The sequence below is a fragment of the Bacteroides sp. AM16-24 genome (assembly GCF_003471885.1).
In the GTDB taxonomy this organism is placed as follows: domain Bacteria; phylum Bacteroidota; class Bacteroidia; order Bacteroidales; family Bacteroidaceae; genus Bacteroides.
Genome location: NZ_QRKI01000004.1, coordinates 1 through 13244, shown reverse-complemented (window position 1 = coordinate 13244; position 13244 = coordinate 1). Strand labels below are relative to the sequence as shown.

General features: G+C 41.9%; 13 protein-coding genes. 3 read left to right on the top strand and 10 right to left on the bottom strand.

The window, feature by feature from the left end; genetic code table 11:
- Positions 1 to 3: 3 nt before the first annotated feature.
- On the bottom strand, positions 4 to 369 hold the full coding sequence (locus DW182_RS06225) for a helix-turn-helix domain-containing protein (RefSeq protein ID WP_008760305.1): 366 nt from the start codon (positions 367 to 369) through the stop codon (positions 4 to 6).
- 579 nt (positions 370 to 948) lie between these two features.
- Here DW182_RS06225 and DW182_RS06220 point away from each other — a divergent pair.
- Complete coding sequence (locus tag DW182_RS06220) at positions 949 to 2532, top strand: reverse transcriptase/maturase family protein (protein ID WP_118295003.1); 1584 nt, start codon at positions 949 to 951, stop codon at positions 2530 to 2532.
- Between the two features lie 11 nt (positions 2533 to 2543).
- Here the strand turns inward: DW182_RS06220 and DW182_RS06215 are convergent, their stop codons facing one another.
- The 9 genes from DW182_RS06215 to DW182_RS06175 form a co-directional block, all read right to left on the bottom strand.
- Positions 2544 to 3431 carry a mobilization protein gene (locus DW182_RS06215; RefSeq protein ID WP_118295002.1) on the bottom strand — a complete coding sequence of 296 codons (888 nt, stop codon included), beginning with the start codon at positions 3429 to 3431 and terminating at the stop codon, positions 2544 to 2546.
- Between the two features lie 268 nt (positions 3432 to 3699).
- Entirely contained in the window at positions 3700 to 4062 is a 363-nt protein-coding gene (locus tag DW182_RS06210) for a lipofamily protein (protein ID WP_118295001.1), read from the bottom strand.
- 9 nt (positions 4063 to 4071) lie between these two features.
- Positions 4072 to 5178: a site-specific integrase gene (locus DW182_RS06205; protein WP_118295000.1), complete on the bottom strand. Its 1107-nt coding sequence runs from the start codon at positions 5176 to 5178 to the stop codon at positions 4072 to 4074.
- Between the two features lie 84 nt (positions 5179 to 5262).
- The gene (locus DW182_RS06200; RefSeq protein ID WP_118294999.1) at positions 5263 to 6174 is read right to left on the bottom strand and encodes a helix-turn-helix domain-containing protein; all 912 of its coding nucleotides are present in this window, start codon (positions 6172 to 6174) and stop codon (positions 5263 to 5265) included.
- A 267-nt stretch (positions 6175 to 6441) separates the two neighbouring features.
- The gene (mnmE, locus tag DW182_RS06195; RefSeq protein WP_118295155.1) at positions 6442 to 7827 is read right to left on the bottom strand and encodes a tRNA uridine-5-carboxymethylaminomethyl(34) synthesis GTPase MnmE; all 1386 of its coding nucleotides are present in this window, start codon (positions 7825 to 7827) and stop codon (positions 6442 to 6444) included.
- A 49-nt stretch (positions 7828 to 7876) separates the two neighbouring features.
- Positions 7877 to 8755, bottom strand: a complete 879-nt coding sequence (locus DW182_RS06190) for a nucleoside phosphorylase (protein ID WP_025835063.1) — start codon at positions 8753 to 8755, stop codon at positions 7877 to 7879.
- A 101-nt stretch (positions 8756 to 8856) separates the two neighbouring features.
- Positions 8857 to 9858 (bottom strand): flotillin-like protein FloA, encoded by a 1002-nt coding sequence (floA, locus tag DW182_RS06185; protein WP_073315059.1) that lies wholly within the window; start codon positions 9856 to 9858, stop codon positions 8857 to 8859.
- 27 nt (positions 9859 to 9885) lie between these two features.
- A complete protein-coding gene (locus DW182_RS06180) occupies positions 9886 to 10356 on the bottom strand; it encodes an NfeD family protein (protein WP_117691499.1) in 471 nt (156 codons plus the stop codon).
- Between the two features lie 7 nt (positions 10357 to 10363).
- A complete protein-coding gene (locus DW182_RS06175; protein WP_118294998.1) occupies positions 10364 to 11794 on the bottom strand; it encodes a M48 family metallopeptidase in 1431 nt (476 codons plus the stop codon).
- Between the two features lie 231 nt (positions 11795 to 12025).
- Here DW182_RS06175 and DW182_RS06170 point away from each other — a divergent pair, with 231 nt between their 5' ends.
- The gene (locus DW182_RS06170) at positions 12026 to 12781 is read left to right on the top strand and encodes a tRNA 2-thiocytidine biosynthesis TtcA family protein (protein WP_117691497.1); all 756 of its coding nucleotides are present in this window, start codon (positions 12026 to 12028) and stop codon (positions 12779 to 12781) included.
- Between the two features lie 26 nt (positions 12782 to 12807).
- Positions 12808 to 13176, top strand: coding sequence for a DMT family protein (locus tag DW182_RS06165; RefSeq protein WP_022392402.1), 369 nt, complete (start codon positions 12808 to 12810; stop codon positions 13174 to 13176).
- Positions 13177 to 13244 lie beyond the last annotated feature (68 nt).

Below are 13244 nucleotides of genomic sequence, written 5' to 3'. Positions count from 1 at the left end.
TCATTAAAACTTCATGGATGATTTGGACTTATGACGGACACCGCCTTGCATATTTGCCAGCATCTCCTCGTAAGTCTGTTCTGCACTCTTTCTACGCCCGTTCTCAATCCAAGCAAGAAGTTCGTCCTCATAGAAATAGAGTTTCTTTCCTTTCTTGTAAGCCGGAAGCAGCCCTTTGCGTACCAATGTATAGATGGTAGGCTTTGCTTTTCGGATGATACGGCAAGCATCCTCTATTTCTACCAACACATGTTTGTCAGATGGCTGTGGCTGGAGTTCCGCTACCATCTTTTTCAACTCGATGACCTGTTCGGTCAGATAACCCACCGCTTCGGGCAGTTTATCAAATGTTACTGTTTCTTTTTGCATACGCCAATCGTTTTTAATTGTTCGACGGCAAAGGAAACAGGTGTTTCAATGGTGGAATCATTCACCAAAATATAACTGATGAATAACTTTTTGATGGTGGTTGACAGTAATATGTGATGAAGTAAACGATAATGGTGTTGTGGGAAGCTGTCAAATTGACATTATGCTTGCCGTATAGATGCCAATTTTGGCATATTATACCTTATTATTGTAAATGGTACGTAATATGCTATTGTATATAAATACAGAATGATTAAAGTTGGGACAAGACCGATGGGTACGTTTTATGTAAAGTACACATACGTGTTCCACACGCAGGGTTTGGCTGACGTGTGAAGAGTGATTCCAATTCTCCAAACATCGGATAATAATTTAACAAGCTTTATTGTCCAGAGTGTAACGAGAAGAAGAGCAATCTTAGGTTCTAATAATGTGCAATCTGTCATACTTGATAGTCTGTGCAAAGTTACGAATTTCATTCTATCAAAGAGTAGCGTTGTCTATTACGTAAGTAAGAAGCAACATCAGGCATGTGTCCATCAATAGGTATGCTACGACCAACTTTAATCTTTCTTTAATATGAAAACTATGCAGATAGAGTGGCTTAAGTTTAAAAAATATCCCCATATAGGTAAACCGCTAGTTAGTTCAAAAGATAGGGCTTGGGTGGAAAATTATGTTATAGATTCTCAAAATATAGTTCGACATAAGTTTGTTCCATTATTACATAGAGTGCTGACTCAGAGAAAATTTAGACCAGATGAATCTGCTCCCAAAAATTCAAGTGGAAAACGAATACGAACAAATAAAGGTAAAAAAGAGCGTCATATATATTATCCTTCACATCTTGATTCAATTATATATAGCTACTATAATGATATTTTGACGAAAGCATATGAAAAATATTTATCTGACAAGGATTATGCTTCTGTTCCGGTAGCGTATCGTAAGATTCCTAAAAACGATTTGTTGGAGGGTAACAAATGTAATATTGAGTTTGCTGCTGATGCGTTTCAATTTATTAGAAATAATAGGCATCGCAGGTTATCAGTAATTGTTGCTGATGTTACATCTTTCTTTGATAATCTTGACCACAGATTATTGCACAAGCAATGGAAAAAGGTTTTGAATGTTGAAGATTTACCAGCAGATCATTATAAAATTTACAAAAATCTTGTTGATTATAAATATGTTAATGAAAATGAGTTGTTTAAGAGGTTTCAGCATAAATTGATAGTTGAACGCCATAAACCCAATGATGCAAGTAGCATAGAGCTAAAACGTAAATACGTTAGTAAGATATATCATTTGCGGCATGAGAATGTTGTAGCATATTGTTATGCTGATGAATTTTTCAGAGAGGCTACTGACCTAATCAGAGTAGATAAACCATTTAACCAACAAATTAGAGAGAAACAAGGTAAACACAATAAAAGAGGAATACCACAAGGGACACCACTTAGTGCAACACTAGCTAATATTTATATGCTTGATTTTGATGCAAAGATTTATGAAGAAGCATCAAAACCGTATAAGAATGTGTATTATCAAAGATATAGTGATGATTTAATTCTTATTTGTAATCAGGAAGATGAAAAATATTTCTACGACCTAATACGTGAAGAGGTCGAATATAAAGCGCATTTGGAAATTCAGGAATCAAAGACTCATGTTTATCGTTATGAGTTAGACCATAACAATGCTTTGATAGGGGGGATTGTTAAAGATGGAGTTGTACATACCAATAAGCAGTTAGAGTATTTAGGGTTTGTATTTGAAGGAGATAAGGTTAAAGTCAAAGCCTCCGGATTCTCTAAATTTTATAGGAACATGAAACGTTCTTTTAGAAGAGGTATTCACTTCGCAAAACAGGCACATATTCCATCAAACTCATTATTTGAAAGACGCTTATATAAAAGATTTACACATTTGGGGTCAAAACGAAGGTTAAAATGGATGGCAGATTGTAGTAGTCCGACAGGGTATAAACGAACTACATTTTATGATTGGGGTAATTTTATTAGTTATTTAAATAAAGCAAATGCTGTTATGAAGGAAATAAATCAGGGTGATAATATCGTTAAACAATATAGGAAAGTTTGGAAAAAATTCCATATGTTAAAAAAACAAGCATATAAAGAGATTGCGACTCGTAAGCCATAGTAACTATTGTCTCATTTGGCTAATATCTTTCTATCCAGTTTAATCTTACACTCTGATTCTGTGTGCGACATTTTACGTTCAATGGTAGATATTTCCGAACCACGGAGGGTGTGAGCAAATACCCTCTTTATGAATGTAGCAGTCTGTAAACGTGGCTTGTCAAATGCTTTGCCGATATTCCATCCAAAGTGCATGATGTCAATGGTCTTTAACTGAGAATCAACCTTTATCGGTTCAACTTTAGGCAAAGAATCTGATAGGTAGTATTCTGTCACATATCCACACAAGCGATTAAGTGCAGCTTCATCAAGATAGAGAACTAAGGTTTGTTTCGTGTAAGCAATGACCTTAGCAAGTTTTTCTTGTGATGCTCGTTCTTTTTCAGCCATAGCGTTAGCACGGGAAATCTCATATTCTGATGGTTGATTAGGCACCTCAATAGGGATGTTGCTAATAGAGACTGGAGGCACTTCCTCCTTTGGAAGTTCTACCATGTTTTCATTGGATTCTGAAAGCGAGGGAATAGAAACTTCTTCTGTGGTGTCAGATGTAGTTTCGATTTCTGGTTCAGATACAGAAACGATAGGTTCTGTATCTATGGTGCTTTCAATAAGTTCCTGATGCACTATTGAGGGTTCAACTGCCACTGCCTTATTGCGGTAGCACTCAAATCTCGTAAAGCATCTTTCTATTGTTGGGGAAAGGAGTTGTCTGAATACCATTTGTAGATTGAGGTAGATAGCTCCTATGACAATAGAGCATACTACAAGAATAAGATAGCTGCTAAACTCGTCCCAACCATAGTGAAGTACGGTCTGACGGGCTAAAACACCAATGATAATGATTGTACCAAAAACAATCAGATGCAATGTTATCTGTTCTATCTTTTTCTGCTCCATAGTGAGTTGTATTAATCGTTTGTGTGCAAATATATAGGATTAATTTTTGAGAAAATCCATAGTTTTGCTTGTCAATGGGCTTTTGACGATATATTTCATCACTTTTCATCATGTTACATACTTAATAATAAGCGTATTGCAAATTTCTTGTTTTTAGATGAAAAATAGTTGGAGCAACAGACTTGTGTATCTCAAAAATAAAAATTATCTGCATCATTTTGGGTAAACAATGCAGATAATCAATAGGGTATAGAGGTATAGTTTATTGTCAATACAATGTATGGTTTGTACCTTTGTTGAGATATAACAGGATGTTGTAATCTTGATTATGAGTAACTTTGTTTATTAACCATCTCCTGAATGCTGCAGAATGTCCAGTGTCTATTTGATAGGATAGGGCTATGATCATGTTGAGATTATACACATCGGCACTATTCCCATTTTCCAACTTTATACATTGGCAGATGTCATACTTCTTTAAGGCATTGGCTTTCAATATTGCTTTTAAACGGGAATTGATTGATCCAACTGTTGTATAGAACAAGTCGGCAATCTCCCAAACGGTCATCCATACTTCTCCATCAGAAATATGGATGCCATGTCCGTTGTTTGTTATGATTCCTCGTTTCATAGCTGTAATTTATTTCAGTGAAATCTTATTGGCTGTCTCTCGTTTCTTTACATTTACCAAATCTGCGTAGATTTGAGTAGTGGAAACGTTCTTGTGGGTTAGCATCTTTGAGACTGTGTAAATATCTGTGCCTAAAGAGATTTGGATAACTGCGTAGGAGTGACGAAATCCGTGGAAGGTTATCGGCTTCGTTATTCCTGCCTTTTTGAGCCAGTTCTTCAGCGGATAATTAATCATACTTCGTTTCAACCCTTTGAAAACCTTACCAGTGTCGGGCGTACCGCATAGTTCATAGGCTTCGTAGCTGATGGGGAGTGTCGCTTCTGTTTGGGTTTTCTGTGTTCTGATACGCAAGCAATAGCCTTGGTCGGGAGCAATGGCAAAATCTTCCCATTGAAGATTGAGAATATCGCTGATGCGTAAACCTGTCAGACAAGCAAATAAAGAAGCGGCTTTTAGAACGGGGATGTCACAAGGAGTGGCGGCAAGTTGCTTCACTTCGTCCAGTGTCAGATATTCTTTCTTCACATCTTGTGGTTCAATCTTGTCAAGATAGTCATTGATATTCTCCCGAAACCATTTGTCCCGATAGGCAATCTTCAACAATCCTCTGAAAGTGGAGTAGTAGCCGGATGCCGAATTGAGAGATATGGGGCGATTGCTGTGTTTGAGCTGCTTGGCGTTCAACAGGTATTCACGGAACTTCTTGCACAAGTCCACATTCACCTCACCAAAGGTACATTGCCCTTTGACAAAGTTGTAGAAATGCTGATAGACAAACGTCCATTTCTGGTCTTTGTTTCGGCACATCTTTTTGAAGTAGGCGAGAAAGTCGGCTTTCTGTTTGGTCTTGTCTAAGAAGCCGAACTCTTCATTGATGAGCGATTGCACTCTGATACAACGGATAGCCTCTGCCTTGTTCAGCATATCGTTGTTGAATTCCCGTTCCATTTCATTTTTAGGATGGGCATAGATGTATATGCCGAGATATTCCCGACGGCTCATCTGCATCGTCTCAGGGTTACGAACTGCCGGATAATAATCCAGATACAAGGAGATGCGATTATTCCGAATCGCTCTTTGACGAACTGTTACTTTTGTACACGTGTGTGTCATACTGATTAATATTTAGAGTTTTACATTTGTTTGGTGCAAAGGAATAGAGTGATTCAATGGTGACAACATTCACCGAAAAATAACTTATTCAATCTTTGGGGCTTCAAGCAATTTATCCAGTTCGGTTTTGGATATAAGCGTGTATTTGCCTTTCTTGACCTTAGGGATATTATGATATTTCGCATAATGATAGAGTTGGTCACGGGTAAGATTGAACTTTTCCATTGCTTCGGCTACCGTATAGTATTGAGGTTCTTCGGGTTCCGCAATGCCTTTCGCTATATCCACGTGCTTCTTGGAATAGTACACCATGATACCCTCTTTCTTTTTCGGGATGGCATTCTTAGAAACGAAAGTGTAGATAGCGGATAAGGTCATGCCGAATTTTTCCTGTATTTCTTGTGTGCTATACCATTCTGTAATGTCGGGATCCGGGGCTTTCTTAGCGAAGTAAGCATCCACGTGCTTCTTGCTCCAGTAGGTCTTGCCACGATTGAAAGTGCGAGGTATGTTGTTTTTCTTGGCTACCGCAAATATCCATGATTCATTTACATGATATTTCTCTTTGACTTCGGCTGTGGTGTAGAAATCGGTGATAGGAATAGTGTCCTTCGGATGTCGTTGTTCATAAGGACGAGCTTCTACCATCCGGTCAATATCTTTTTTACGGATAAAAGACAACCTGCTACTGATGCGGAATGCTTGCAGCTTTCCGGCATATACCATTTTATATACGGCTTGTTTACTCAGCCCTAATAAAGTCGCAGCTTCTTTGAACGATAGATATTCTTTATCCTTGAAATCGGATATGGGTTGTTCACTGATGATCGTTTGGACTTTGGTTTCTACTTCTTGTATTCTCTTCTGCCGTACCGTTTCTTTGTATGCAAGATTATTGCACCGATGAGAACAGAAGCGTGTTGTTAGCTTTTGGGCATAAAATGTTGTGCCACACCACTCGCATACCTTTTTGATTTTCATTTTACTTGTTGCCATATTCGTTACTTTTTAGAGGTTTATTTCTCTTGTTATTTCTCCATTTTGTTCAACTATCGTCAATCATAGTCAACCACAGTCAACTTTCTCCACGACCTTTCCGACCTAAAATCGGAGAGTAACAAGCGAGTAACAAATACGGTACAAAAATGAGCTGAAAAAGCCCTATAAACGATAACCATCGCTTATAAGGCTAAAAAGAAAGGCGCTCAAAATGAACGCCTTAATAATCATTGATGATATATGCTAATCGCTGGTAATCACTACCTACTTACCGATGCAAAAATGTTCAAATATATTTCTCAACACCATGTCATTCGTCACCTCTCCCGCAATGTCATTTAAATGGAAAATGCATTCCCTGATGTCCTGAGACACGAAATCCCCGGATAGATTGCTTCTTAATCCCTCTTGTACACGCTTTATCGCTTCCAAAGCATGCGTAAGAGCCTCGTAATGACGAACGTTTGTAACGATTACATCGTTCTGTGTCACCGATGGAAGATTAGCGGCACTTACCAATATTTGTTGTAATTCATCGATGTTTGTCCTCCGTTTGGCAGATAGAGCAATAGATTGCACATTGTCCGGAAAACCGGCAGGGACGACGCTTGAAGCATCGGTCACTAAATCTGCCTTATTGAATACAAGAATCAAGTGTTTCCCTTCGCAACGCGGAAGTATCTGTTTGGACAATTGGTTGATTTGCGAAACGGCATCCGTTGCATCTACCATCCAGAGCACAATTTCGGCTTGTTCTAGCTTCTGGAACGTGCGTTCTATGCCCAGACTTTCAATGGTGTCATTCGTCTCCCGGATGCCCGCCGTGTCAATAAAACGAAACGTGACTCCACCCATGTTTATGGTGTCCTCTATGACATCCCGCGTGGTGCCGTGAATGTCGCTCACAATGGCCTTGTCTTCGTTCAACAACGCATTGAGCAGGGTAGATTTCCCGGCATTTGTCTCACCGATAATGGCTACGGGAACTCCATTCTTTATTACATTTCCTACGCTGAACGAGTGTACAAGGCGGGAGATGACCGCCTCAATGTTATCCGCCAATTGGCAAAGCTCGGTCCTGTCGGCAAACTCCAACTCTTCATGGTCGCTAAAGTCCAGCTCCAACTCAATAAGCGATGTGAAGTGGAGTAACTGGTTGCGCAGGTCCGCCAACTCTTTGCTGAACCCTCCACGGATCTGGCTCATGGCAAGGCGGTGGGTGGCGACGGACGACGAAGCTATCAGGTCCGCCACGGCCTCCGCCTGACTCAGGTCCATCTTCCCGTTCAGGAAGGCGCGCTGGGTGTATTCGCCCGGCTGGGCCATGCGGCAACCCTGATGGATGAGTAGCTGCATCACCCGTTGCAAGATATAGCTGGAGCCGTGGCAGGTGATTTCCGTGCAATCTTCTCCCGTATAAGAGTGCGGGGCGCGAAAGAGGCTGACAAGTACTTCGTCAATAATTTCCCCGCCATCATATATCCGTCCGAAAGTCAGTGTGTAAGGTCTGCTTTCGGTTAGGGTCTTACCCGATTTTGCCGGAGTAAAGATGCGGCTGGTTATGCTGATAGCATCCGGTCCTGAGACACGTATGCTCCCGATTGCTCCCCCTTGAGCCGTGGCTATAGCACAGATAGTATCCTGGTTCATCATATATTTTCGTTATTTGGATTGCAAAGATAGACTTTTCGGGGTAAACTTAAATTCTGTCCAGTACGATTTTTATCAATGTGTCAATCGTATTCTTGTAGCCCGTATTAGCCTCTTTTATCAAACGGTTGGCAATCACCATGCATACCGTGGTCGCTTTGTGTCCCATCAGGCGGCTCAAACCTGCCAGTGCGGAGCTTTCCATCTCGAAATTGGTGATACGATAACCGTTATACTCGAAGTTCTCGATTTTCTCATTCTGTTTCGGGTCGGCCAGCGGAATGCGCAACTCGCGCCCTTGCGGACCAAAGAAACCACCGGCGGCAATGGTTACGCCACGCACCATGTCATCGGCGGCAATGCGTTCAATCAATTCGGCATTGGCGTCAATCACGTAAGGAGCGGGGGCACACATGTTTCCCGACCATCCCATGTGGTTGAGGAAGGCGCGTTCAAATTGCAGGTCGCACACTTCATTGCGTCCCGAATAGAAGTTCAGCAAGCCATCAAAACCGATGGATTTTTGCGAGCAGATAAATGTACCTACAGGGGTATTGGGTTGAAGACCGCCACAAGTGCCGATACGCACCAGTTCCAGTTGGCGGAGTTGGGGCTTCTCTTCCCGCGTGTTGAAATCAATGTTTGCCAGAGCGTCCAACTCATTCATCACGATGTCGATGTTATCGCAACCGATGCCCGTGGAAACCACCGTGATTCGCTTGCCTTTATAGGTACCGGTAATGGTTTTGAACTCGCGGCTTTCTACTTCACACTCTTTATTCTCAAGGTGCGAGCCTACTAATGCCACCCGTCCCGGGTCGCCCACCAGGATTACTTTGTCTGCCAGCCATTCCGGCTTTACGTGTAGGTGGAATACGGAACCGTCATCATTGATGATGAGTTCGGAAGATGCAAAATACTTTTTCATATGCTGGATTTTATGGGTTAATATGTTCGTAAAAAAGAAACGCCGGAACGGGATTACTGTTCACCGGCTCCGACGTTTTCGGGGATAATATTTTTACCGGATTATTTACTCAATGGCTGGTTTGAGTTATTACCTGTAGGCTTGGCTATGTTTTCGCGCATGGAAGTATCGGCTTCGATGTTCTTCATCCGATAATAATCCATGATACCCAAATTACCGCTACGGAATGCTTCTGCCATAGCCTTAGGCACTTCTGCTTCTGCCTCAATCACTTTTGCACGGGCTTCCTGAGCTTTCGCCTTCATTTCCTGCTCGCTGGCCACGGCCATTGCGCGACGTTCCTCAGCCTTGGCTTGGGCAATGTTCTTATCCGCATTTGCCTGGTCAATCTGCAATGCCGCACCGATGTTCTTACCTATGTCGATATCAGCAATATCAATGGACAAGATTTCGAATGCCGTACCGGCATCCAACCCTTTGCGGAGCACCAATTTAGAGATTGAATCCGGGTTTTCCAATACCGACTTATGATTCTCGGACGAACCGATGGAAGATACGATACCTTCGCCCACACGTGCCAGAATAGTGTCTTCACCGGCACCACCCACCAACTGGCGGATATTGGCGCGCACCGTCACACGAGCCTTTGCTATCAACTGGATACCATCCTTAGCCACGGCCGTCACGGGAGGAGTGTCAATCACCTTCGGGTTTACCGACATCTGAACCGCTTCGAACACGTCACGTCCGGCAAGGTCGATGGCGGTGGCCATCTGGAAGGACAATTCGATGTTCGCTTTGGAGGCGGAAACCAATGCATGAACCACTCTTTCCACGTGTCCGCCGGCAAGGTAGTGAGCCTCCAGCTCGTCGCGGGTGATGTTGCTCAGTCCGGCTTTGTGCGCTTCAATCATGCCCGGCACGATGATGTAGGGGGGCACGTTACGAATACGCATTAGAAACAATTGCACCAATGAAATCCTGACTCCCGAAACTTTGGCGGACAACCATAGGAAGAAAGGAACATAGTGGAAGAACAGTACGATGAAGATAATGCCTCCTATCACAAGAAAGGCAGTTAAGTACATAGAGTCTACGTTCATGATTTATACGATATTTAAGTGTGAATACTAATCTTTTATCTTTTCTACCATAATCACACCGTCTGTGATGCGGCTTACGATGATAGGAGTCTTCTCATTCAGGAAGCCATCCATCGACTTCACTTCCACGATGTTGCCGTTAAATTCAGCGTTTCCAATCAATGCCAGACGTGTGAAAGCTACTCCCGTGTCACCGACTTTCACTTGGTCTTCGGCCGTACGGTCTACTTTGGATGTGATGTTCTTTTTTAGCGCAATCTTGTCCAGCGTTTTGGAGCGCATGAACAGGACCAGCGAACCTATGCAGGCTATTGCCGATATGCCGAGCGTGATGAACCCGCCCGTGGTGCCCAGATAGGTGAAAGCGTAGTAGTTGGCAAAGATGATGCAACCACCTGCCAGGAATCCAGCTACGCTGATGCCCGGGATGACGAACAGTTCTACCAGGAACAGGACGACCGCCGCAATGATGAGTACGATGATGATGAGTATGTCCATAATTTTTTTATTTAAAGGATTGTTTTTCTGTATTACGCACTTCAATGGCAGCCTTCTCCAATTCAACTGATAATTGTTGTATCTGTTTTTCCAGGTCGAGTATGGCGGGAGCCAGTTTGGCTTTATCGTTTTCTTTGGTGCGGGAGTATAGGGAACGTTGCTCTTCTAATTTTTTTTGCTGCTCTTTGAAAGCCTTTTCTAATTGGAGGTATTTGCCGAACAGGTTTTTGGCCTGAGGAGATTTGAAATCACTTTGTTGATAATAAGTATTCTGGTCATCGATTACAAACTCAAACTCATGACTTTTCTTGGTTTGTGGCTTTTCATTGAATGCGGCTTGTAGTCGATGTTTGGCATCGGTTACGGCATCCTGATCCGTCCACGTTTCTCTCAGAGAGTGAATCCGGGCAAGTCCGATTGCTTTTTTCGGGTCCATTGCTTCATAGTTATATACTCGTTTGGAAGAATTTGGAATGAATACATAGATACAAACCTTTCCTTCCGGCTGGTAGCGGTCGGAAGCAAACCATCCGAGATTATTATATTCGTCGATAACAAACATATAGTCATTATAGGGAGAGTTGAACGGCATACCCACATTTTCCGGAGTGAGGTAGGTGTTCGTATTGGTATTGTAACGGGTGACGAATATGTCGTAACCACCTATCGAATTTTCACCATCAGCGGCATAATAGATAGTGATGCCATCTGTCAATACATACGGATAGTTGGCATTGATGGAATCATTTATACTACCGGGTAGTAAGCTACCCTTACCCCATTCACCCTGCATTTTGTTACGCGAGAGGATGCTGAGTTTACCGTCCGGTTGGCGCTCACCATAATAAATCTTATTGCTGAGTTCCGTTTCATATACGGTAGCTTCAACTTCTGCCTCATCCTTGAAGAAATCGTTGTACATGAATAGTTTGCCGGACTCAGGACTGATTTTATAAGCTTCCAGAAAACGACCTTTGTCTATTACGATGCTATCGATAATGCAAACTTCTTCAACCCCTTTCAACATACGGAAATTGGCTTTACTTTTCTCCAATAGCTTTTCGGCTTCTGCGGTCGGCCTTTTCCGTTTGGCTAGGTCGCTGATGTAGTCTTCGTAACATTTGATGGCATCTTCAAAGCGATACAGGTCATTGTAATTTTGCGCCAGATAGAGTTGTCCGCTGGGCACCCGTCTTTTTACGGCGGTTTCCAGATATTTCAAAGCTACTTCTGGTTCTCCTGTTTCCAGGCAACATACGCCGTACCATAAGTTATAATTTCCATTTGCCGGTTGTGTCTTTACGAGTTTCTGGAAAATCGGTTTGGCTTTCTCGTATTGCCCTTGGTGGTAGAAAGCTCTCGCTTCCTCCAATGTCTGTGCTGATACACCGACTAATGTGAGACAAAATAGAAGGAGTAAAATATATCTCTTTTTCATACTAGTTATCCAATTTACAAATTCGAATGTTCAAAAATACAAATTAATCGGGAATAATGCTGATTTCCGTTATTCTATTATGTTAATTCTTCTTTAAATCATTCTTTTCTCTTACTTTTGCAACCGCAAAGAATAAAGACTACAAGCTACATGAGCTACGAGCTACAAGTAGCTGCGTAACGTCCGCATGGAACTTGTAGTTTGTAACATGTAACTCGTAGCAGAATCATTATGGCTCAATTCACTGAAGAAGAGAAAACCGTCCGCCGCATTGAAAAGCGGTTTAGTAAAGGGCTGGTAGAATATGGTCTGATAGAGGATGGGGATAAGATCCTTATCGGACTCTCGGGCGGCAAAGATTCTTTGGCGTTAGTGGAGTTATTGGCAAGACGCGCCCGAATTTTTAAGCCCAGGTTTGCGGTGATTGCCGTCCATGTGGTGATGAAGAATATTCCGTATCAGAGTGACCTGGCATATCTTCGTGAGTATGTAGAGTCATGGGGAATTCCTTTTGTATTGTATGAAACGGAATTTGATGCAAGTACAGATACACGCAAATCACCTTGTTTCCTTTGTGCATGGAATAGGCGCAAGGCCTTGTTCACGGTGGCTAAGGAACAGGGATGCAACAAGATAGCATTGGGACATCATATGGATGATATTCTGGAAACGCTATTGATGAATATCACTTTTCAAGGGGCATTCAGTTCTATGCCGCCCCGCCTGGTAATGAAGAAATTTGATATGACGATTATTCGGCCGATGTGTTTGGTACATGAGGCTGATTTGCTGGAACTGGCCCAAATAAGAGGGTATCGTAAGCAGGTGAAGAATTGTCCTTATGAGGCGCAATCTCACCGTAGCAATATGAAAGATATCCTACATCAGTTGGAAGCTATGAACCCGGAAGCTCGCTATAGTCTTTGGGGAAGTATGGTAAATGTTCAGGAGGAACTTCTTCCTCAGAAAATTGATAATTTAGATTAATCACCCTTTAAATATTTATCATTGAAATGAAAGGTCTTTATACGATTCTGCTTTTAATAGTGTCTAATGTCTTTATGACTTTTGCATGGTATGGCCATCTGAAGTTGCAAGATATGAAAGTGATTACGAACTGGCCGCTTTATGCCATAATCTTATTTTCATGGAGCATCGCCCTTGCGGAATATTTTTGTTTGGTTCCGGCCAATCGTATCGGGTTTATAGGTAATGGCGGTCCTTTCTCGCTGATACAATTAAAGATTATTCAGGAAGTAATTACACTCATCATTTTTACGGTGTTTACTACGGTTCTTTTCAAGGGCGAAAGTCTGCATTGGAACCATTTTGCGGCATTCATTTGTCTGGTACTTGCGGTGTATTTTGTATTCTATAAATAGATAATTTATTTAAATGCTGAATTCAACTTGCAAATGCAACAGAATTCTGATTAATAATTTGTTTAAAT

What these genes read in the sequence shown, in the direction of transcription:
- DW182_RS06175 (WP_118294998.1), bottom strand. Translation starts at nt 11,794, where the DNA reads ATGAAAAAGAGATATATTTTACTCCTTCTATTTTGTCTCACATTAGTC.
- DW182_RS06200 (WP_118294999.1), bottom strand. Translation starts at nt 6,174, where the DNA reads ATGGCAACAAGTAAAATGAAAATCAAAAAGGTATGCGAGTGGTGTGGC.
- DW182_RS06205 (WP_118295000.1), bottom strand. Translation starts at nt 5,178, where the DNA reads ATGACACACACGTGTACAAAAGTAACAGTTCGTCAAAGAGCGATTCGG.
- DW182_RS06225 (WP_008760305.1), bottom strand. Translation starts at nt 369, where the DNA reads ATGCAAAAAGAAACAGTAACATTTGATAAACTGCCCGAAGCGGTGGGT.
- DW182_RS06165 (WP_022392402.1), top strand. Translation starts at nt 12,808, where the DNA reads ATGAAAGGTCTTTATACGATTCTGCTTTTAATAGTGTCTAATGTCTTT.
- DW182_RS06190 (WP_025835063.1), bottom strand. Translation starts at nt 8,755, where the DNA reads ATGAAAAAGTATTTTGCATCTTCCGAACTCATCATCAATGATGACGGT.
- DW182_RS06180 (WP_117691499.1), bottom strand. Translation starts at nt 10,356, where the DNA reads ATGGACATACTCATCATCATCGTACTCATCATTGCGGCGGTCGTCCTG.
- DW182_RS06210 (WP_118295001.1), bottom strand. Translation starts at nt 4,062, where the DNA reads ATGAAACGAGGAATCATAACAAACAACGGACATGGCATCCATATTTCT.
- floA (WP_073315059.1), bottom strand. Translation starts at nt 9,858, where the DNA reads ATGAACGTAGACTCTATGTACTTAACTGCCTTTCTTGTGATAGGAGGC.
- DW182_RS06215 (WP_118295002.1), bottom strand. Translation starts at nt 3,431, where the DNA reads ATGGAGCAGAAAAAGATAGAACAGATAACATTGCATCTGATTGTTTTT.
- DW182_RS06220 (WP_118295003.1), top strand. Translation starts at nt 949, where the DNA reads ATGAAAACTATGCAGATAGAGTGGCTTAAGTTTAAAAAATATCCCCAT.
- mnmE (WP_118295155.1), bottom strand. Translation starts at nt 7,827, where the DNA reads ATGAACCAGGATACTATCTGTGCTATAGCCACGGCTCAAGGGGGAGCA.
- DW182_RS06170 (WP_117691497.1), top strand. Translation starts at nt 12,026, where the DNA reads ATGGCTCAATTCACTGAAGAAGAGAAAACCGTCCGCCGCATTGAAAAG.